At 63.4% G+C, this 21,213-nt stretch carries 17 protein-coding genes; 3 read left to right on the forward strand and 14 right to left on the reverse strand.

From position 1 onward, the window contains the following. Nucleotides 1-69: 69 nt before the first annotated feature. The 6 genes from AABA34_RS05280 to rimO form a co-directional block, all read right to left on the reverse strand. Nucleotides 70-2,856, reverse strand: coding sequence for a phosphoenolpyruvate carboxylase (locus tag AABA34_RS05280; RefSeq protein ID WP_338304199.1), 2,787 nt, complete (start codon nucleotides 2,854-2,856; stop codon nucleotides 70-72). After that, nucleotides 2,856-3,848: a glucokinase gene (locus AABA34_RS05285; RefSeq protein WP_338304200.1), complete on the reverse strand. Its 993-nt coding sequence runs from the start codon at nucleotides 3,846-3,848 to the stop codon at nucleotides 2,856-2,858. Before AABA34_RS05285 ends, AABA34_RS05280 begins: the two co-directional genes overlap by 1 nt. Nucleotides 3,849-3,852: 4 nt before the next feature. Then, nucleotides 3,853-5,658: a phosphogluconate dehydratase gene (gene edd / locus AABA34_RS05290; RefSeq protein WP_338304201.1), complete on the reverse strand. Its 1,806-nt coding sequence runs from the start codon at nucleotides 5,656-5,658 to the stop codon at nucleotides 3,853-3,855. Next, complete coding sequence (zwf, locus tag AABA34_RS05295; RefSeq protein WP_338304697.1) at nucleotides 5,651-7,108, reverse strand: glucose-6-phosphate dehydrogenase; 1,458 nt, start codon at nucleotides 7,106-7,108, stop codon at nucleotides 5,651-5,653. The genes edd and zwf overlap by 8 nt, the downstream gene beginning before the upstream one ends. An 86-nt stretch (nucleotides 7,109-7,194) precedes the next feature. Further along, nucleotides 7,195-8,004 carry a transglutaminase-like domain-containing protein gene (locus tag AABA34_RS05300; protein WP_338304202.1) on the reverse strand — a complete coding sequence of 270 codons (810 nt, stop codon included), beginning with the start codon at nucleotides 8,002-8,004 and terminating at the stop codon, nucleotides 7,195-7,197. A 371-nt stretch (nucleotides 8,005-8,375) separates the two neighbouring features. After that, on the reverse strand, nucleotides 8,376-9,764 hold the full coding sequence (rimO, locus tag AABA34_RS05305) for a 30S ribosomal protein S12 methylthiotransferase RimO (RefSeq protein WP_338304203.1): 1,389 nt from the start codon (nucleotides 9,762-9,764) through the stop codon (nucleotides 8,376-8,378). Nucleotides 9,765-9,868: 104 nt separating this feature from the next. On the opposite strand from rimO, the gene AABA34_RS05310 reads away from it, so the two are divergent. Beyond that, nucleotides 9,869-10,267 (forward strand): DUF1761 domain-containing protein, encoded by a 399-nt coding sequence (locus tag AABA34_RS05310; RefSeq protein ID WP_338304204.1) that lies wholly within the window; start codon nucleotides 9,869-9,871, stop codon nucleotides 10,265-10,267. On the opposite strand, the gene AABA34_RS05315 is transcribed toward AABA34_RS05310, so the two are convergent. From AABA34_RS05315 to AABA34_RS05330, 4 genes are all read right to left on the reverse strand, one after another. After that, a complete protein-coding gene (locus AABA34_RS05315; protein WP_338304205.1) occupies nucleotides 10,264-11,355 on the reverse strand; it encodes a potassium channel family protein in 1,092 nt (363 codons plus the stop codon). The genes AABA34_RS05310 and AABA34_RS05315 overlap by 4 nt on opposite strands. A gap of 13 nt (nucleotides 11,356-11,368) precedes the next feature. Beyond that, a complete protein-coding gene (gene surE / locus AABA34_RS05320) occupies nucleotides 11,369-12,133 on the reverse strand; it encodes a 5'/3'-nucleotidase SurE (protein WP_338304206.1) in 765 nt (254 codons plus the stop codon). Further along, complete coding sequence (gene serS / locus AABA34_RS05325) at nucleotides 12,133-13,413, reverse strand: serine--tRNA ligase (RefSeq protein WP_338304207.1); 1,281 nt, start codon at nucleotides 13,411-13,413, stop codon at nucleotides 12,133-12,135. Before serS ends, surE begins: the two co-directional genes overlap by 1 nt. A 138-nt stretch (nucleotides 13,414-13,551) precedes the next feature. Then, entirely contained in the window at nucleotides 13,552-15,897 is a 2,346-nt protein-coding gene (locus AABA34_RS05330) for a TonB-dependent receptor (RefSeq protein WP_445083773.1), read from the reverse strand. A gap of 125 nt (nucleotides 15,898-16,022) precedes the next feature. On the opposite strand from AABA34_RS05330, the gene AABA34_RS05335 reads away from it, so the two are divergent. Continuing rightward, nucleotides 16,023-16,682 (forward strand): TetR/AcrR family transcriptional regulator, encoded by a 660-nt coding sequence (locus AABA34_RS05335; RefSeq protein WP_338304209.1) that lies wholly within the window; start codon nucleotides 16,023-16,025, stop codon nucleotides 16,680-16,682. Between the two features lie 25 nt (nucleotides 16,683-16,707). Here the strand turns inward: AABA34_RS05335 and AABA34_RS05340 are convergent, their stop codons facing one another. After that, complete coding sequence (locus AABA34_RS05340) at nucleotides 16,708-17,544, reverse strand: hypothetical protein (protein WP_338304210.1); 837 nt, start codon at nucleotides 17,542-17,544, stop codon at nucleotides 16,708-16,710. Between the two features lie 82 nt (nucleotides 17,545-17,626). Here AABA34_RS05340 and AABA34_RS05345 point away from each other — a divergent pair, with 82 nt between their 5' ends. After that, on the forward strand, nucleotides 17,627-18,304 hold the full coding sequence (locus AABA34_RS05345; RefSeq protein WP_338304211.1) for a Fe2+-dependent dioxygenase: 678 nt from the start codon (nucleotides 17,627-17,629) through the stop codon (nucleotides 18,302-18,304). Here the strand turns inward: AABA34_RS05345 and AABA34_RS05350 are convergent. Genes AABA34_RS05350 through AABA34_RS05360 form a run of 3 tightly spaced genes read right to left on the reverse strand, consistent with a single transcriptional unit; the run spans nucleotide 18,282 to nucleotide 21,035 of the window. After that, entirely contained in the window at nucleotides 18,282-19,034 is a 753-nt protein-coding gene (locus AABA34_RS05350; protein WP_338304212.1) for a hypothetical protein, read from the reverse strand. The two genes, AABA34_RS05345 and AABA34_RS05350, sit on opposite strands and share 23 nt — an antisense overlap. A 34-nt stretch (nucleotides 19,035-19,068) precedes the next feature. Next, entirely contained in the window at nucleotides 19,069-20,082 is a 1,014-nt protein-coding gene (locus tag AABA34_RS05355) for an aromatic ring-hydroxylating oxygenase subunit alpha (protein ID WP_338304213.1), read from the reverse strand. Then, nucleotides 20,079-21,035 carry an ATP-grasp domain-containing protein gene (locus tag AABA34_RS05360; protein WP_338304215.1) on the reverse strand — a complete coding sequence of 319 codons (957 nt, stop codon included), beginning with the start codon at nucleotides 21,033-21,035 and terminating at the stop codon, nucleotides 20,079-20,081. Before AABA34_RS05360 ends, AABA34_RS05355 begins: the two co-directional genes overlap by 4 nt. Nucleotides 21,036-21,213 lie beyond the last annotated feature (178 nt).

Raw genomic sequence — 21,213 nt, forward strand, 5'->3', positions numbered from 1 at the left:
GGGTGCGCGTCCCTCCTAGGGACGGTGCAGGGGGCCAAAAGTTAACGCGGGGCTTATCGGCCCAACGCATCACCCATGCGCGCCGAACTGGTTGGCGATGGCAACCGACAGCCGCAGCATCAGCGCATAGGCGCGCTCGATCGGGTTGATGTAGTCGCGGGCGATCTGCACGTACCCCTCGATCGAGCCGTCGGGATATTCGGCGGGCGCGTCCATCGCGAAGTCGCTGGGCGAAGGGAAATGGGTGGGGAAGGCCCGGCGCAACTGCGCGAGCGCATCATCCACCCGCAGCGAAAACACCATTTCCAGCACGTCTTCGCGGCTGATGTCGTTGGCGCGGCTGAACACCGGGACGGACACCGCCTTCAGGAACATGTGCTGCATCAGCGCCAGCCGCAATGCTTGCGCCGCGCCGATCATCCGGCGGGTATCCTGCAGCGCCAGCGATTGTTCTTCGGGCGGGAAATGATCGAGCAGCCGGTGGAGCTTCAACGCATCGACCCTGAGGCGCGAGGCAAGGCGGCGGTAAACGCCGGTACGATCGTCCTTGGTCAGATATTCCGCCAGAACCTCGCACGCCGCCGACAGATGCGGCTCCGTCCCGCGATAGGGCCGGCTGGCCCAGTATGCCGAATTGAACAGCTCGCCATGCGCGGCCACCGTCTTGATGCTGGCAAGTGCATTGGATGCGCGCGCGAGCCGCAGCAATTGCTGCCCGCGCTCGCTTTCGGCCAGCAGGGCGGCGACTTCTTCGTAATTGCCGTCCGCCGCACTGCCGATGCCGGAGATGACGTTCACCGGATAGCCCAGCTGTTGCAGGATCGCATTGTGCGGGATCGCGCGGATCTGGCGCAGGTTCATGTCGCGGTCGGCGGACAGGTCGGACTGGCGGCGCGACACGCGGCTGCCGGTGGAATTGAGCAGGCCGAGGCCAAAGGCCGTGACCGCCCGGCTGTAAGTCGCGCTGCGCAGGTGCCGCCGCTGATGCGCGCGGATTGCCCGGTAGAAATCGAGGCTGATGTCTGTCCGTGTGTAGAACGGATCGTCGTTTTCGGGGCTGCTTTCCGGGCTGTCGGTGATGATCCGGGTCAAGGTGGCGCGAGCAAGATCGGGATTGGCAAAGGCCAGATAGCCGTCGCCTCCCTGAAAGCTGACCTCGGGTTCAAGCGCGACCCCGACGCGGGCGAAGCGGCTCCGCGCCCAGGCGCTCATCGGCCATGCGAGGCGATCGGCAAAGCCCGAAGGATGCGCGCCGCGGCCCATGCTTTCGCCGTGGGTGTTGAAAATCAGCGCGGCGACATCGGTCAGCCCGTGCCGTTCCATCGCCTGAGCCAATCGCCCCTGAAGACGCTCGATTGCGAGGCTGGCGGGGATCTGCCCGACAAAGCGCCCCGCATCGGAAAAGCCCGTCTGGATGCACACCCGCCCGCGCAGCCGCGCGTAATCGCGATATTGGGCTTCCGCACACAGCGCCTCAAGAAAACGACCGCCGTGTTCGAGCGCGCTTTCGGTTTCGAACAGGGGCGAGACATCGACCTTGTCCTCGATCCCGAACAGCCGCGCGAAATACAGCGCGGAAAGGATGGTGGAGGGTTGTTCGCATTCCGCGATCAGCATCCTAATCGGCGTATCCGCATCGATATGGCCAAGGATCTGCGCCATCGCGAGGAATTGCCGGGTCGCGGTGGAGCTTTCGATGGCGAGGCTGGCGAAATTGGTGCGCCTGGGGCTCACTTCCTTCAGCATCTTGCGCAGCGTCGCCATCGCGCCCTTGCTGGCAAGATCAAGTTCGGGGTTCTCGTGCAGATGCGTGCGGATCGCATTGTGCAACTGCTTGGCGTTCACGCGGAAATGCACATGGGCCATGCCAAGGCCGTCGGCGCGCATGGCCGCCGCCAGCGTCAGCAACGACGCCGCCTTGCCGGTGTCCTCTGCCGCTTGCGCCTCGTCCTCAAGCTGCGCGATGATCGCCGCCAGCGAAGTCAGCTTGGCCGGATCGTCGGCGGTCAGGCGATTGGCGGCTTCCGACAGGGCCTTGGGCGAAGTCAGGTCGCCGCCAAAGTCCGCCGCGCTGCGGGCCGCGTGTTCACATGCGGCATTGAGCGTCCCGATCAATCCGTGCGCGGGATCAATCGCCGCCAGTTCATCGGCATAGCGCGCCAGCCGATCAGCCTTTTCCGCGAGGCGGAAGCGGATCGAGGTGTACCATTTGATGTCGGTTCGCCCGTCCATGTCGTAGCCGACCCATGTGGCGAAGCGGAACGGCAACGGGCGCAAGCCCTTCCACTGGTCCGGCCAGCAACCGGCGGCGTGCAGCATCGCCTCGCGCACGATGTCGCGCCGCGCGTCCTGCGCATGGGCAATCGCCTGCATCGCCTGAGCGTGTTCGTAATCTAGCGTGACAGACGGGCGCTGTTCCCCCGAAGCGCACACTTCGCGCCCGATCTCGCTGCCCGAACTGGCGGCAGCGGCCACGGCGTCGGTTTGAGCCGGGGTCAGCAGGAAAGTCGGGTGCGCGGTGAAAACGGCGTGCAGGCGCGGGGTTTCCCATTCGGCCCGGAACGCCTCGAAATCATCCTTGCCCAGCCGTTCCTGCAAGGCGGCGCGATTGGCGGCGGGCGCAACCGCACCGACCAGCCTTTCAAGCCGCCGGGCGCGAGCTTTCAGGCTCGAACACTCCAGTTCCTCCACCAGCCGTTCCACCGCGTCGAGGTCCATCACTCCGCCTTCGAGCGCGCGCGACACATCCAGCCCCAGCTGGAACACCGGATTGAACAGCGGCGTTTCGCGGGTGCGGGCGTGAAGTTCCTGCAAGCGTTCGCCCAGATCGGATACGGTGTTGAGCAAGAGCGTCATTAGGCGGGCCTGTCGAAATGGGTTTGCGCAAAGGCCGCGGCTGCGCCGAGCAGGCCGGGTTGCGGATGGGTGATGAGCTTGACCGGGAGACTCGCCATCAGACCGGCAAAGCGCCCCTTGGCGCGGAACCTCTCGGCAAAGCCAGATGCAAGCAGCGTTTCACGGATGCGGTATCCCAGCCCGCCCGCGATCACGACGCCGCTTGCGCCCTGAACCAGCGCGATATCGCCCGCCACTGCGCCCAGCGAGAGGCAGAACCGGTCAACCGCAGCGGCGGCAAGGCTGTTTTCGCCGCTGACACCGGCGGTCCAGATCGCGACATCGTCAAGCTCTACGACAGCGCGGCCTTCGAGCGCGGCGAGCGCTTCGTAAATGTCGACAATCGCCGGACCGGACACAACCCGTTCAGTCGAAACGCGATTGTGGCGCTTGCGCAGGCGGGCGAGAATTGCGTCCTCGATTGCGTCGAGCGGGGCGAAATCGCCATGCCCGCCTTCGGTCGCCTGCACCCGGTAATTGCCCGAAGCATCGCGCCAGAAATGCGCAACGCCCAACCCGGTGCCGGGGCCAAGCACGCTGATCGTGCCGTTGGCGGGAAGATCGGTTTCAGGCCCGGTCAGATGCAGGAATTCTTCCGCAGGAGCGCGCGCGGCGGCATGCGCCACCGCTTCGAAATCATTGACGATCAGGTGCCGCGAACAGCCCAGCTTTTCCCGGATCAGCGGCGGGCGGATGATCCAGGGGTTGTTGGTGAAGCGGATGATGTCGGGCTTGATCTGCCCGGCTACAGCCATCGCCACATCATCGGGCAGGGTGCCGCCCATGCGTTCGCGGTAGTCCTCCCACGCGGTCTGGAAACTGGCGTGGGTTTCGGTGTGGAGCGTGGTCGGCTCGCTCAGTTCGATCGAGCCGTCGGCGCTGATGGTGGCGATCGCAAAGCGGGCGTGGGTGCCACCGACATCGACCGTGACGATTTCGTGCGTTGCCCCCATCCCGTTACAGCCCCGCAGCCGCGAGCATGGCCGATGCGCCTTGTTCCGCGCCGTCAGCCTGATCCTGCATCATGCGGTAAAGCTCGCGCCCGACGCCCCATTGGAGCTGCGGATCGGGCGCGGGTTCGCGGCTGGCCAGATCGGCGGTGGTCGAAAGCTCGCCGGTTTCGGCGCAGACTTTCACCATGTCACCATCGCGCAGATATGCGAGCGGGCCGCCACCCTTGGCTTCGGGTGTGATATGGATCGCGGCGGGCACCTTGCCGCTGGCGCCCGACATGCGGCCATCGGTGACAAGCGCGACGCGATACCCCTTGTCCTGCAACACGGCGAGCGGCGGGGTGAGCGAATGCAGTTCGGGCATGCCGTTGGCGCGCGGCCCCTGGAACCGCACGACCACGACCACGTCCTTGTCGAGCTCGCCCGCCTTGAATGCGGCGACGACATCGGCCTGATCCTCGAACACGCGGGCCGGTGCCTCGATCGTCCAGCGTTCCTTTGCCACGGCGGAGGATTTGAAGCAGGCGCGGCCCAGATTGCCGGTGAGCAGCCGCATTCCGCCATCGCCCAGAAACGGGTCGGATACGGGGCGCAGCATGGTGTCGTCGCGGCTTTCCTCGACGCGGGTCCATGCCAGCGCCTCGTCCTGCCACACGGGCTCCCCGCGATAGGCGTCGAAACCTTCGTCCCACACCGTCAGGATGTCGCCATGGGCAAGGCCCGCGTCGAGCAGTTCGCCGATGACATAGCCCATGCCGCCTGCATGGTGGAACTGGTTCACATCGCCCGAACCATTGGGATACACCCGCGCCAGCAGCGGCACGACGCTCGACAGTTCGGCCATGTCCGACCAGTCGATCCGCACGCCCGCCGCGCGCGCCATGGCCGGAATGTGGATCGCGTGATTGGTCGATCCGCCGGTGGCGAGCAGACCGATCACCGCGTTTATGATCGCCTTTTCGTCGATCACCTGCGCCATCGTGCGCGTGGTCGTGCCCGAAAGCTGCGCGATGCGGTGTACCGCCGCACGGTCCAGCGCCTGACGCAGCTTGGTGCCCGGCTGGACGAACGCCGCGCCCGGCACGTGCAGGCCCATCATTTCCATCATCATCTGGTTGGAATTGGCGGTGCCGTAGAACGTGCAGGTGCCTGGCGAATGGTATGACGCCAGCTCGCTTTCGAGCAGCGCATCGCGGCCCACTTCGCCGGCTGCGTATTTCTGGCGGGTTTCCTGTTTCTGCTTGTTCGAAATCCCGCTCGGCATCGGGCCTGAGGGCACGAAGATCGCGGGCAGGTGGCCGAACCGCAGCGCGCCGATGACGAGGCCGGGCACGATCTTGTCGCAAATGCCCAGGCACGCGATCCCGTCATACATCTGGTGCGACAGCGCGACGGCGGTTGCCATGGCGATGTTGTCGCGGCTGAAGAGCGACAGCTCCATCCCGTCTTCGCCCTGAGTCACCCCGTCGCACATCGCCGGGGTTCCGCCTGCGACCTGCGCGGTCGCGCCGACTTCGCGGGCGTAGATCTTCATGCGATCGGGGTATCGGCCATAGGGCTGATGCGCGGAAAGCATGTCGTTATAGGCGGTGACGATGCCGATGTTGGGGCCGCGCCCCTGCTTCATCGCATCCTGATCCTCCAGCGCCCCGGCAAAGGCATGCGCGAGGACGGAGCAGGAAACCTGATCGCGTTCGGGGCGCCGGTCGCCTTCGCGCTTCATCAGTTCGAGATAGGCGCTGCGGCTGGCGCGCGAGTTTTCGATCACCCGCTGCGTCACCTTGTGAAGGGTATCGTGAAGACTACTCATGCCACGTTACTCCGTCGCGTTCGGTCAGTGCGATCGCCGCACTCGGGCCCCATGTGCCGGAGGTGTAAGTCTTGGGCGTGACGCCGTTCGCTTCCCATTCGGCGCGGATCGCGTCGATCCATTGCCACTGCGCCTCCACTTCGTCGCGGCGCACGAACAGCGTCTGATCGCCCTTGATCAGATCGAGCAGCAGCCGTTCATAGGCTATCCGGCGCTGCCGTTCGGCGAAGGCATCGGGCATGGAAATCTTGAGCGGAACCTCGCGCAGCCGCACGCCGTCCTGATCCAGCCCCGGCACCTTGGCCATGAGCGACAGGGTGATGTCCTCTTCCGGCTGAATGCCGATCAACAGCTTGTTCGGGCGCAGGCCCGCGCCTGTCCCTTCGAAGATCGAGTGCGGCACACAGCGGAACTGGACGAGGATTTCGGTCACGCGCTTGGGCAGGCGTTTGCCGGTGCGCAGGTAGAACGGCACGCCCTTCCAGCGCCAGTTGTCGACATGTGCCTTGATCGCGGTGAAGGTTTCGGTGCCGGACGGCTTGCCCAGTTCCTCGTCATAGCCGGGGACGGCTTTCCCTTCGACCGCGCCAGCCCGGTATTGCCCGGTGACGGTTTCCGCCGCCTTGGCCGGGCGCAGTGCGCGCAGCACTTTCACTTTCTCATCGCGCACCGCCGTCGCGTCGAAACTGGTCGGCGGCTCCATCGCGACCAGCGCGAGCAATTGAAGCATGTGGTTCTGCACCATGTCGCGCAGCGCGCCGGCATCGTCGTAAAAGGCCACGCGCCCTTCCAGCCCGACGGTTTCGGCGACGGTGATCTGCACATGCTCGATCACATTCGAATTCCAGATCGGTTCGAACAGGATGTTGGCAAAGCGCAGCGCGAGCAGGTTCTGCACCGTCTCCTTGCCCAGATAATGGTCGATCCGGAAAATCCGTTCTTCGGGGAAGGCCGCCGCCACCGCGTCGTTGATTTCGGCGGAGGTCGCCAGATCGGTGCCGAGCGGCTTTTCAAGGCACATCCGCACCCGGTCCCCCGTCAGCCCGGCGTGTTGCAGCCCCGCGATGGTGGGGCCGAACAGGCTCGGCGCGGTCGACAGGAAGATCGCCAGCCCGCCTTCCTCTCCGCTGCGCCCGGCATCCGCCACTTTCTGCGCCAGCGCGTCAAAGCCTTCGATGGTCGAGGCGTCGAGCTGCTGGTAGGACAGGCGATTGAGGAAGGTCGCCATGCTGCCACGCCTGTCGGCCGGCAGGAATTCTTCCAGCGCCTCGCGCGCCATGTTGCGGAATTCCGCGTCGTTTATCTCGCTGCGGGCGGTGCCGATGATGGCGAGATTTTCGGGCAGCAGCCCGTCGGCGTCGAGCGCGCACAGGCTGGGCAGGAGCTTGCGCCGGGAAAGATCTCCGGTCGCGCCAAACAGCAGCAGACGATCTGCAGCGAAATCACTCATCATTATCCCCTCTGGAAGCGCGCAATTGTTAACGTTAACATGGCCGCACTTCAATACGATCCTGTCTCTAAATGCCGATCCCGCAATCAGGCTTCAAGCGTTACTTCGACCTTGCTCGCTTCGAATTGCATCGGGGCGAAGCTGGTGATGAAGCTGACGTCGGCGGCATCGCGCCCTACCCCGATGATCGCGGCATGGGCGAGATCGGCCATGCCGGTCGCATCGACCAGATGCCAGGATCCTGCCTCGGCCCCGTCCGTGCCTTCGGGATTGGCGAGATACACAGCCGCCACCGCATGAAAATCCTGCGGCGTCACTCCGGGAGCATAGCATGCGACATAGCGCGCAGGAATGGCCGCCGCCCGCGCCAGCGTGACGAAGAGATGCGCGAAATCGCGGCAGATGCCTTCATGCGCGTGGAAAGTATCGGTCGCAGTGGTGGCGACGGTGCTGGAGCCGGGCACGTAGCGGATATTGCCATGGATCCAGTCCCGGATCGCTGCCACCCGCGCACCGCCGCGCAGGTTGCCGAAAGTCTGGTCGCTGAATTCGACGAACTGGCTCGAATGGCAGTATCGCGAATCGAACAGGAATTTGACCACCGGTCCGGGCAGGCGATGCGGCGGCACCGCGTCGAGCGTGGCCAGATCGGCCAGCTGCCGCTGCGAGGCGACGCGGGCCTGATACTCCACCTCCACCCGGCCTTCGGCATGCAGCCAGATGCGGGTGCCGATATCGTCCTGCGCCGAAACCCGCGAAAGATGCGCCGCCGGGCTGATATGGGTCGCAGCATCGACCACTTCCTGCCCCGGCATATCCGCCGCCTCGAACTGCAACAGCACCGACGCCGGATGCGCCAGCGCAAAGGAAAAACGCGAGGATACGAGGACTGTCATGGCCGCGCGCTATAACAGCCCGGTGGCGGTTGGGTTACAGCAATTTGCCCTGCTTGCTCGTATCCCCCGCAGACGGGCAATTTTCCTACTGCCTGCGCGGCTGGTAATTTGCGGGCATGGTGTTGTGCCCGATCCCCTCTGCCGAAGGCCCTTCTTGCGCCCGAAAAGGGTTACACCTGGCCGTTCGAAAAGTGACACTTTGCGCGCGCAAGAGTGACGCTTTTTGCGGCTTGGGTGACACTTTGCGCCGTCTGGGTGACACATCGCGGGCCAATGGTGACACTTCGGGCCGCAATGGTGACAGAACGGAGGTTTTTTCCCTTGGACCGTGTTCCACCTGTTCCACCCTGTTGGGAATCAGGGGAGCCGGATCAGGCCCCGTTGATCACCCCGAACAGGTCGTGCGCGTCGGCATCCTCGATCCGGACATTGACGATGTCGCCCGCGCTCAGCGTTGCGGGGACATTGCGCAGATACACCGCGCCGTCGATCTCGGGCGCGTCGGCCTGACTGCGGCCGGTGGCGCCGATATCGCCATCCTCATCCGGCTCGCCGACTTCGTCGATGATCACGGGCAGAGTGCGTCCGACCTTGGCGGCAAGCTTGGCCGCGCTGATCCGCTCGGTCACTTCCATCAGCCGGGCGTAACGCTCTTCCTTGATCTCTTCGGGCACGGGATCGGGCAGGTCGTTGGCGGCGGCGCCTTCGACCGGTTCGAACCGGAATGCGCCCACCCGGTCAAGCTGGGCTTCCTCCAGCCAGTCGAGCAGATAGGCGAAGTCGTCCTCCGTCTCTCCGGGGAAGCCGACCACGAAGCTGGAGCGAACCGCGATGTCGGGGCAGATCGCGCGCCAGCTCTTCAGCCGTTCGAGCACCTTTGCCTCGTTCGCGGGACGCCGCATCAGCCGCAGGACATTGGGGCTGGCGTGCTGGAACGGGATGTCGAGATAAGGGGTCAGCAGCCCCTCTGCCATCAGCGGAATGACCTTGTCGACATGCGGATAGGGATAGACATAGTGCAGCCGCACCCACGGCGGCGTGCCGTCAGCGGTCCGCAACTGGCCCAGTTCGCGGGCGAGATCGGTCATGTGCGCGCGGACCGGGTTGCCCTTCCAATCGCGCTCCTCATGCCGGATGTCGACGCCGTAAGCGGACGTGTCCTGGCTGATGACAAGCAGCTCTTTGGTGCCGGCGGCGACCAGCTTCTCCGCTTCGCGCAGCACCGCGTCGATCCGGCGGCTGGCCAGCTTGCCGCGCAATTGCGGGATGATGCAGAAGGCGCAGGAGTGATTGCAGCCTTCGGAGATCTTGAGATAGCTGTAATGGCGTGGGGTGAGCTTGATGTCAGGCTGCGGGATCAGGTCGACGAACGGACCTTGCGACGGGGGAGCATGCTCATGCACCGCGGCCACCACATCCTCGTACTGGTGCGCGCCGGTGACGGCCAGCACGCTGGGGTGCGCGGCGCGGATCGCGTCGGCTTCCTCGCCCATGCAGCCGGTAACGATGACGCGGCCGTTTTCGGCGATGGCTTCACCGATGGCGGCAAGGCTCTCTTCCTTGGCGGAATCGAGGAAGCCGCAGGTGTTGACGAGCACCACGTCGGCCCCGGCATAGTCGGGGGACATGGCATAGCCGTCGGCGCGCAGGCGGGTGAGGATGCGCTCGGAATCGACCAGCGCCTTGGGGCAGCCGAGGCTGACCATGCCGATGCGCTTCTGATCGGCGAGGCGCGTGGGAGGTGTGGAGGGGGTGTTCATGATGGCAGCGCCCTTACAGCCGTTTGTCCGGGCGCGCCAGAGCGAGACGCTTTCCTGCGCTCGCGAACAGGCGTAAACCGATGCGCAGTTGAGGGAGAGGGATTATGAACGACTTTGCATTGTGGCCGGTGCTGGCCGGGACCGCCGCGTTCTTCGTGGTTGGCGCGATCTGGTACGGGGTTCTGTTCGGCAAGGCGTGGCAACGCGCGGCGGGCCTGTCGGACGAGGCGGTTCAGGGCGGGAACATGGCGCTGATATTCGGCCTGACGTTCCTGTTCGAAATGCTGATCGCGATGGTGCTGTGGCACCTGATCGCCCGCACCGGAGCGGCGCCGCATGTGGTGATGATGATGTCGGTCGGCTTTGCGCTCGGGATCATGGCCCCGGCGATAGGGATCAACTATCTCTACCAGCGCAAGAGCGGGCTGCTGTTCGCCATCGACGTCGGCCATTTCGTGCTGGGCATGGCCGCGATGGGAGGGGTGTTCCTGTTGTTCCTCTAATCCCCATCGCCGTTGGTGTGGCCGTTTTCTGACGGCACGATCTCGACGATGATGTCGCCGGGTTGGAGTTGCTCGCACTCCTCCTCCCAGAAGCCGATGGCGCGGCCGTTGCGGTAGATGCGAAGGCCCCGGCCGCCGCTGGAAAGCTCGCCGATCGAGCAGCCGCACTCGGCCTCTGTCACTACGCGTTCGACCAGCTGGACGCGGCCTGAAACGGAGGCGAGATCGGCAAGGTAGTCGGCGATATGCGGACCGTTGGCGCTGCCCGCCAGCAACAGCCCGGTAAAGCGCACCGGGTTGATCACATTGGTCGCCCCGGCCTGCCGCGCCAGCAACTCGTTGTCGTCGGCGCGGACCACGACGCTGATGGGCACCTTGGGCGCGAGATGGCGCACGGTCAGGACGATGAGGATGGAGGTGTCGTCACGCCCGGCGGATACGAGGACGTTCTTGGCCTCCTGGATCCGCACCGCTTTCAGCGTCTCGTCGCGGGTGGCGTCGGCAACCATCACGTTGACGCCCAGCTTTTCGGCTTCGTTAAGGCGCTCTTCGCTCGGGTCGACGACCACGATCTTGTCGGCATCGGTGCCGCGTTCGATCAGTTCCTCGACGCTTTGCGAGCCCGATACGCCATAGCCGAGGACGACGACATGGTCGGAAAGCTTTTCCTGGATACGGGCCATGCGCCACTTCTCCCAGCTGCGTTTGATGATGAAATTATAGGCGGTGCCCACGAAGATGAAGAGCACCGCAAACCTGACAGGCGTCACGATGAGCGCTTCAACCAGTCGTGCGCGATCGGTGACCGGAGCGATATCGCCAAAGCCGGTCGTCGTGATCGAGATCATGGTGAAATAGACCACGTCGAGGAAGCTGACATGGCCGTCATGATTGTCGACAAGCCCGTCCCGGTCGATCCAGTGGATCAACACCACGAGCAGGATCAGGAGCAATGCCGCACCAAGCCTTATGCCCAAATCCGCCCAGACCGGTACCTTCACTGCCCTGCGCAGCGGCTGGAAGCCTTTCTTCGCAGGTTGTTTCCCGCGCTGCCGGGTGAAGGATTTGTGGGTTTCGTGCTGCACCATCCTTGCCCCGCCGTCAGCTTTCGAACCGGCTCGCGATGGTATCGATGCTCGAATAGTGGGTCAGGTCAAGTTGCAGCGGGGTGATGGCGACATATCCGTCGTCGATCGCCTCCAGATCGGTGCCGTGATCAAGGGTGTGCTCGATCGCGTGCAGGCCGAACCAGAAATAGCGTTGGCCGCGCGGGTCCTTGCCTTCGACGATGGAGCCGCGCGAGTAATCGTGGAAGCCCTGACGCACCACGCGAATGCCCTTCACACCGGCGGCGGCACGCGGCGGGAAGTTGATGTTGATGAGCGTGCGTTCGGAAAAAGGCGCGTCGAGCAGCGGACGGATCACCTTCGCCCCCCATTCCCGCGCCGCGTCGAATTCGGTGTCGGTCCCGCGGGTGTCGCCATTGTAGACCTGGCTGAGCGCGATCGAGCGGACCCCGGCAAGCGCGCCTTCAATGGCGGCGGAAACGGTGCCGGAATAGGTGATGTCGTCGCCCAGATTGGCTCCGCGATTGACGCCGGAAAGGATCAGGTCAGGCGGGTTGTCGAGCACTTCGCGCAGGCCCATCATCACGCTGTCGGTGGGCGTTCCGGTAACAGCGAAACGGCGATCCGCGAACTTCTGAAGGCGCACCGGACGGTTGAGCGTCAAAGAGTGCCCTGCGCCCGATTGTTCCTCCGAAGGAGCGCAAACCCATATGTCGTCCGAAAGCTGGGCTGCGATCTCTTCAAGCACGGTGAGGCCGGGTGCGTGATAGCCATCGTCATTGGTGATGAGGATGCGCATCAGTTTGTCGGCTCCAGACAGGACACCCCGCCCATGTACGGCGCGAGTGCGTCGGGCACCAGCACGCTGCCGTCGGCCTGTTGATAGTTCTCTATCACTGCCACCAGCGTACGACCCACGGCAAGGCCCGATCCGTTGAGCGTATGGACAAAGCGCGTGCCTTTCTCCCCCTCGGGCCGGTAGCGCGCATTCATCCGCCGCGCCTGGAAATCGCCGGTGTTGGAGCAAGAACTGATCTCGCGATAGGCGCCTTGCCCCGGCAACCACACTTCAAGATCGTAGGTCTTGCGCGCACCAAAGCCCATGTCGCCGGTGCACAGCAGCATCGTGCGATAGGGGAGTTGAAGGGCTTCGAGAATGCCCTGAGCTGCTTTGAGCATGCGCTGATGCTCGGCTTCGCTCTCTTCCGGGCGGGTGATGCTGACCAGCTCGCATTTTTCGAACTGGTGCTGGCGGATGAAGCCGCGCGTATCGCGCCCTGCCGCACCCGCTTCGGAGCGGAAGCATTGGGTGAGCGCGGTCAGCCGCATCGGCAGGGCCGCATCATCGACGATCTGGCCCATGACACTTGCGGTCAGCGAGACTTCGGAAGTGGGGATCAGCCAACGATCATCGGTGGTGCGGAAGCTGTCTTCGGCAAACTTCGGCAGCTTGTCCGTGCCGTACATCGCCTCGTCCTTGACCAGCACGGGCGGGGCGCATTCGGTGTAGCCGTTCTCTCGCGTCTGATGGTCGAGCATGAACTGCCCGAGCGCGCGGTGCAGGCGGGCCATGTCTCCGCGCAGGAAGGTGAAGCGTGCGCCCGAAAGCAGTGCGCCCGTTTCGAAATCCATCCCCAGTGCAGGCGCGATGTCGGCGTGTTCTTTCGGCTCGAAGTCGAACGCGGGCTTTTCGCCCCAGCTCGATACCTCGACATTGCCTTCCTCGTCCTCGCCATCGGGAACGTCATCGGCGGGGATGTTCGGGATCAGCGCGAGCGCGTTCTGCAATTCCGCGCCAACCGCTTTCTCCCGTTCTTCGAGTTCGGGCATCGATTGCTTGAGCTCAGCCACTTCGGCCTTCAACGCTTCGGCGGTTTCCTTGTCGCCTTTGCCCATGGCCGCACCGATCGCCTTGGAGGCTTCGTTGCGGCGGCTTTGTGCCTCTTGCAGTTGGGTGGTCAGCGCGCGGCGCTCTTCGTCCAGCGCGAGGATGGCCTTTGCAACCGGATCGGCTCCGCGCCGCGCCAGTGCCTTGTCAAACCCTTCGGGATTGTCCCGGATCAAGCGGATATCATGCATGGCCGCAGCCTATGCCTTGAACATATGACGATTGAAAGGGGTGATGCGCCGGCCTTGGAAAAGGGCCTGAAAAAGGGAAGGCGGCGAACCAGCCAACTGCCAGTCCGCCGCCTCTTGGAGAGCCCGATTGGGCGGGGATCAGAAGTTGACTTCAGCCGTCACGAACACGCGCCGCGGATCGCCGTAGAAGCCGGTCAGCGTGCCTTCGCGGCCCAGTGTCGAGATGAAGGGCGAACCCGGCGTGCCGTTGCCCGCGACGAAGTTGTAGCCTGCGACAATATATTCCTTGTCGAACAGGTTCTTCACATGCGCGCCGATCGAGAAGCGGCCTTCGTCGTCGGTGTAGATCAGGCTTGCATCAACCAGCACGAAACCGTCCTGATCGAGGAAGGGGTTGGGCACTTCGAACTGGCTCGCATCCGAACGCAGGCTGGCAAGGCCGATGAAGTCGACCATGCCCGATCCTGCCGGAATGCCGAGGTTGAAGCCCATGTGCGCGGTGATGTCCGGCGTGTTCTGGAACACACGCTGATCCGCCACATCATTGCCGAACGCATCGATGAAGGTGTCAAAACCGGCGTCGAGATAACCCAGCGACCAGTTGACGCTGAAACGGCTGCCTTCGCCGGCGAAATCTTCACCCACCAGCGCGTTGCCTTCGAATTCGAAGCCGTTGACGTCGGCGCTTGCCGCGTTCGAGGTGATGCCGATGAAGCTGTCGTTGACGCCATCACCATTGGTGTCGACCCCGACCGAACCCGGAATCTGGACGTTGTCATACTGGCCAAGGAAAGCCGCGACCGAGACGTTCAACCGGTTGTCGAGCAGCGATGCCTTCCACCCCAGTTCGAAACTGTCGACCGTTTCCGGTGCGAAACGAAGGAATTCGAACTGATCGTCGAAATCCCGGTCGCCATCGCCATCCAGATCAGGCGCCGCGGAGGTCTGGCCGCGCGGGTCGAAGCCGCCGCCCTTGAAGCCCTGCGAGTAGGTGAAATAGATGTTGTGGTTGCGATTGGGCTGCCAGCTGATCGAGGCGCGCGGGTTGAAATCCTTGAACGTCTCGCTGCCAAGGAAATCGCTCGTCACAGCAATCGGAATGGCCGGGCTGTTCGGAACGAACAGATCCGAGAATCCGCCGATGAAGGTGGTGCGCAGGACGCGGCTGGTGCGCTTGTCATTGGTATAGCGTCCACCCAGCGACACGCTGATCGTGTCGGTCAGTTCATAGGTGAAGTCGCCAAAGAAGCTGTAGGTTTCGGTGCCGACATCACCCAGCGTCTGGGCGTTGAGGCCCGGCAGGCCGATCAGCGCGCCGGTGTTGGCAAGCAGCACGTCGAAAGCGGTGAACGCGTTGGCATCAAGGTAGTAGAAGCCGAGTACGCCCGACAGGCGGTCGCCTTCGTAGAGAAGCTGCAATTCCTGGCTGAATTGGTCGTTCTCGTAAATCGCAGGCACGTCGAGGTCGCCTGCGGGGAGGCTGTCAAAGTCGATTGGCGTGGTCGATTTGTCTTCGCGATAGCCGGTGATCGACTTGATCGTGATCGTGTCGGACAGCTCCAGAGCGATGTTCAGCGCGCCGCCATAGGCTTCGACTTCCTGATCGACGATGTTGAGGCCAGCACGGGTGTCGAACACATTGTCGAGCACCGGTGCACCTGTCAGCAGGCCGGGGATCAGGCGATGACCCTGACGGGCTTCGCTGTTGTCCTTGATGTAATCGCCCGAGAGACGGACAAACAGCGGGCCGTTGTCGAATTCGATCGTGCCGCGCGCGGCCCAAACGTCCTTGTTGTAGTTTTCCGTGCCCAGCGTCAGGTTGTCACCAAAGCCGCCGCGCGAAAGCCGCGCGCCGCTGGCACCGATTTTCAGGCTGTCGCTGATCGGGGTGGAAGCGGTGATGACCAGATCGGCCTGATCGTAATTGCCGTAGGTCCCGCGCACCGAAACGCTGGTTTCGTCGGGCAAGGCGGCTGTCACATACTTGATCGCGCCGCCGATGGTGTTGCGGCCGTAAAGGGTGCCCTGCGGCCCGCGCAGCACTTCGATCCGCTCGACATCATACACATCGAGCACGGCGGCCTGCGGGCGGTTCAGGTAGACGTCGTCGATATAGAGGCCAACCCCTGCTTCGAACCCGGCGACCGGATCCTGCTGGCCGACACCGCGGATGAAAGCGGTGAGGGTGGTGTTGGTGCCGCGGCTCACTTCGAGCGTGATGTTGGGGACTTGCTGGGCGACCTGCGTCAGTTCGAGGATGCCCTGTTGCTCCAGCGCTTCGCCAGTGAGGGCGGTGACTGAAATCGGCACGTCCTGCAGTCGCTCTTCGCGACGACGAGCGGTGACGATGATGCCGTTGCCCTGTGTTTCCTCCGCCCCGGTCCCGTCCGCAACCGAGGTGTCTTGTGCAGCAGCCGGCGCGGCGAAGGTCGCAATGGCGGCACAACCCGAAAGCAGTAGCGCACGTCCGCAAATCGCATTCATATTCATCGCTTGTCTCTCCCAAACCCAATCTGGGGATGCTCAATATTGAAAGTTGAACCAACTTTCAAGTTCCGTCTTGTGCGCTGCCTTCATTTTGCCTAGGCGTGCAGTTGAGGGGATAGAGGATGGACTTGCCCAAAGGCACCGAGACAAAGGTCGAAGGCCAAAAACCGGCATCGCCCACGGGCGAGGACAAGGCCCCGCGAACCGAACGCGGTCGGCGCACCTTGCGCAAGTTGCTGGACGCGTCAGCGATTGAGTTCGGCGAGAAAGGTTTCCACGAAGCCTCTGTAAGTTCGATCACCCGCCGTGCGGGCGTCGCGCTGGGCACGTTCTACACCTATTTCGACAGCAAGGACGCGCTGTTCCGGGCGCTGGTCCAGGACATGAGCGACAATGTGATGAGCAGTGCCCGCTCGGCGCTGTCAGAGGATATGAGCGCGCTCGAGATCGAAGAAGCGGCTTTGACCGCGTTTCTCCGCTTCGCCCGTGACCACAAGGAAATCTATCGCATCATCGACGAAGCCGAATTCGTCGATCCCGCCAGCTATCGCAGCCATTACGAAACGATTGCCGCGCGCATCGGCAATCGCCTCAAGGCAGGTGCCGAAAAGGGCGCGTTCCGGGATGATTTGGGTGAGCTGGAGGCGTGGGCCATGATGGGCATGAACGTCTTCGTCGGCTTGCGCTATGTCGTCTGGAACGAGGGCGCCGACGCGCCGAGCCCGCAAGAGGTTGCGCGCGGCGTAAACCGCCTGCTGGCCGAAGGGATCGCCGCGCGCTGAGGCACGGCGATCCTTCTTCGCGAACTTAGCTGGCAGCGAGCATCACGCCAGACGACGCGCCGGAAAGCGCACCTTGGGCGACGTCCAGCTTGGCCGGGCGGTCTGCTCCGGGATAGGCGGTCGCCAGCAGTTCCAGCGCCTTGGCAATGCGATCATGCAGCGCCTTGTTGTCACTGCTGATCGCGGCTGACGAGGCATCGAACAGGGTCTGGGCGGTTTTGAAATAGCCGTAGCCATCCAGATAGGGTTCGTATGCGTCGCCTTCAGAAGCGCGGGCATACATCGCCACCGCGCGTTCGATCTGGTCAGCGATGATCCCGCCTGCGACCTTGCTTTCGCTTGCACCATTGTCCGGTGCCTTTTGTGCAGCTGCGCGCAGGGCGGCAATGATGGCATCGTATTTGGCGTTGACCTCAGCCACGCTCGCGCCTGCCAGAGCGGCTTGCGAAGCATCGCTGAAAAGCGGTTTGAAATCGGCGACACCCAGTTTGGCAAACACCGGGTCCATGTCCAGCAGCACTTCGGAAACGGGATGCGCGAACATCTCTGCTGCGGCTTCCGTCTTGCCGGCGGCATATGCATCACGAGCGGCAATCACATGCGCTTCTGCTACGGCGAGAGCGGAGCCGTAGACCACCGGATCGGTGCTGGCTTCACCCACGGAGACGCCGCCTTCGCCGCCTTCGCCAGCAGCGCCTTCGCCTGCCTCGCCGCCTTCTCCGGCTTCGCCGGTGGCGGCGGTCTGTGCGGCCTCACCACCTTCGCCGCCCTCTCCGGCCTCACCTGAACACCCGGCGAGACCCGCTCCCGCCAGTGCGGTTGCAAGACCCAGCGCGGCCCATGTTTTCAGCTCGACTTTCATTTCGACTCCTTGGGGATATAGTCTGTGCCGCGCAGGCATACTCGCACCTGCCGTTTTTGCAATTCATTATCAAGAAGCAGCCATGATCATCAGTGTCACAGCCATCTCCGACCCGAATGTCCTTACGCAGATCAAGCAAGCAGTCGGTGGCCTGTCGTGGCGCGACGGGCGCGAGACGGCGGGGGCCGTAGCGCGCAAGGTCAAGCAGAACGAACAAGCGATCACGCATGAAGGTGCGGGTAAACAGCTGCGTGATCGGCTTACCCCGCTGATCTCCGAAAACGTGGTGGTCAAGGCGGCTGCTCGACCCCGGCGGATCAGCGCGCCCATGATCAGCCGCACTGCCGACGGGGGGCACTATGGCGCGCATGTCGACAATGCGATGATGGGCGCGGCCAATGCCCGCATCCGCAGCGACATTTCCTTCACCCTGTTCCTGAGTGATCCGGACGAATACGAGGGCGGCGAACTGGTGATCCATGCAGCGGGCCTTACCCAGTCGATCAAGGGGAAGGCGGGCGAGCTGATCCTGTATCCTTCCACCAGCATCCACGAAGTGCGTCCGGTGACAAGCGGCGCGCGGATCGTGTGCGTCGGCTGGATCGAAAGCATGATCCGCGATCCCGCTCAGCGCGAAATGCTGTTCGATCTGGAAAACCTGCGCGCCAATCTGCGTCAGAAACTGCCTGACGGTTCGCCCGAACTGCTGACAGTGGACAAGACCGTGTCGAACCTGATCAGGATGTGGGGGCAGCCCTAGGCGGGGATTTCGGCTTGCCCGCCTGCTTGCTCTGAAGGGTAAACCAGATGATCAGCCCCACGCCGACAACGCTTGGCCCGGCCCAGATCAGCGGGTTGAAAACATGTTCGGGCACAAGCCGGATCAGCCCGACTGACATGAACGCGGTATAGGCCGAAATGCCCATGCCAATGAGCGCCCGGAAGTGTTCGCCGACATAGGTTTTGGCAGATGGGTCCTTGGCGCGCCAAACATACAGTTCCTGAATCGCCATCGCGACCACGCCCAATACAGCCACTGCGATCATCAGCGCATTGCCGACACCATAGCCGTAGTATCCGCAATACAGCGCAGACAGCACGACTGCGGCCATCACCAGTTGGTAGCGCGGACGGCGCAGCGCCTTTCGATGGCGCGCATGTTTGACAACGCTGAGCCCGTAATCGGCAAAGCCGATGGTGAGCAGGCCGAGATAGATCATCATCCACCCGAACAGTCCGTCGAACAACTCGCGATCCGTGAATGACGGGATGCGTTCTTCCGGGCCGAACAGCGACAGCAGGCCCATCACCACGGCCAATCCGCCTGCCCCCATGAAGCCATAGCAGCACACCTTGCCCCAGTTGCGATGGTTCCTTGCGCCCTTTCGGGTCACGATCGGCCCCCAGAACGCGATGATGCCGGTGGTGCCGGCAATCACGTGGAGGACGACAAGGAATTCGAACAGGTGCATCGCAAACGGAGTGTACAACAAATGTGACGCTCTGCAATGTTAGGTAGGCGGATCACAACATCGCTTCGACCGTCGCATCGCTGCCGGGTTCGATCCGTTCTCCCTGCCATAGCCGGTAAAGCCGGTTGCCAAGCAAGTCGCCGGGGCCGGAGGTGAATTGCGGATGGCCGAAATGGGTCATCACCTCGTGCTGACGTTCCAGTGCGCGCCGATCCTGAGCGACGACTGGAGCGAGGAACAGGCGGATCGCGGCCTGCTTCAGCCATGCCGGTGCCAACCCTTTCGGCGTGGAGAACCGCGCAAAAGGGGTGAAGCTGTCGTTGGTCGCCGGGGTGAAGATGGCGGTGACGCACAGCGTCAAACGGGTTTCCCCTTCCCAGCGGGCCTGCACCGTTGCAGGCGGATAATACCGCGAAACACTGTGTTCGCGATCCCGTTCAAGAAAGCGGGACATGATGCCAAGGTCTGGCTGGGTCTGTTCAATCACCATGTCGATCCCGTCGCCATGGCTGTTGACGATCAGGTTCACGGGCAGCCGTCTGTCGCGTCTGCGGATAAAGCAATGGTGCAGATGATTGGTGTGGAACGGGTCCATCACGTTCTCGATCGCGTCAAAGGCGCGCCCGCGCCATGTACCCTGCTGCCACCAGAAATGATCGAGTTCGGGGTTGCCGAAGTCCGGCGGCAATTCAGGCGTGATCGAGGCATCTTCCGACAGGGTGACAAAGATCGCGCCTTGGCCTTCCCACAGGCGCAAGGCGTCGGCGCGCAGGCGCTGGTCTTGCGATGTCTCGGCAATGCAGCCCGGTACCGCTGCGCACGCACCGTCAGGATTGAACCGCCAGCCATGGTAAGGGCACTCCAGCCCTCCGTCGTGAACCCGCCCGTCTGAGAGCGGGTAATTGCGATGGGGACAGCGATCGATCAGGGCGCCCAGCCCCCTTTCGCTGCGAAACAGCGCGATTGGCGTGTTGCACAATGTGACCTTGCGCACCTGATTGCGCTTCACGTCGCGCGACAGGGCAACCATGTGCCAGGCTTCGGCAACGGCCTTCGGAAAGCTCATTGGTCAAACTCCTCGCCGTTCCATTCGATATCATGGGTGGTCGCGGCGGTGGTGCTGATCCCCTTTGCCAGTCCGGACAGGGAGAATTTCGCCGAATCGACCATGGCTCCAAGGAAAGGCATGCGGTCCCCGGGTCGCGAAATCGCATCCCTCCCATTCGCCAGACAGGCGCGCCATTCGCTGACCCTTCCGCTTGCGAGTGCGTGTGGCAGGCCAAACGCGACCATTGCCGGGCCGAGATAGGCCGTGCGTTGAACTCCGGGTGGCAGCGACGCTCCATCGCCGATTGCCCGCGCCAGCGCGCCGTCACCAGCCAGCAAGTGTACCCCGCTGGTCGCACGCGGATTGCATTCGATGATCATCGCCTCCCCCGCTTCGTCAAACATCACATCGCACCCGAACTGGCCATGCAGTTGCCCGCCGCGGGCCAAAGCTTCGGCAAGGCTGTGCAAGTGTTCTGCCCGCGCCTGCGACACAGGCTCGAAAGCATAGGAGGCGCCGCCCTTCAATCGCCAGCGCGAACCATAAGCGGCAAAGGCGCAGAGCGTGCCGCGATGGGCAATGAAATGCAGGCTCGCCTCGTCCCCCCTGATCCGGCGCTGTGCCATCCAGCCATCGTCAATCGCGTCCGCCAGCGCCGCCAAGCTGCGGGCGTCTGGCCCGATCAGGGTCGAGCCGCCAAACCGGGTGAAGCGCGGCTTGAACACCCATTCGCTGCTGTCTGCCATGAATTGCTCAAGATCGGCGGTTGAGCCGACAGCGATGCTTTCCGGGGTGGGTAGCCCCCAAGTTCGCGCCGCCTGTGCAAACAACAGCTTGTCATGCAACTGGTGCAGCGTTTCCTGTGGCGGAGCAAAGAGCCTTTCACCCAGCGCATCATGCATCGGCGCGGTGGCAAGGTGGAAGATTTCCTCGCAGGTAGGCACGACCAGATCGACGCCGAATTCCTTCACGGCTCCCGCAACCCAACTACGGAAAGCTGCCCCTTCCTGCCGAGGGGAGGGGTAGCGATGGTGCCGGATATCAAGTGAAGACCAGCGCGCCATTCGCGAAACAGTGCTGTCAGCGAAATGCACGTGCCAACCCGCACCGCTGAAATCACGCGCAATGTCGAGTGCCGCGGCAGAACGA

It is taken from the genome of Erythrobacter sp. Dej080120_24, assembly GCF_036322605.1.
GTDB classification, from domain to species: Bacteria; Pseudomonadota; Alphaproteobacteria; order Sphingomonadales; family Sphingomonadaceae; genus Erythrobacter; species Erythrobacter aurantius.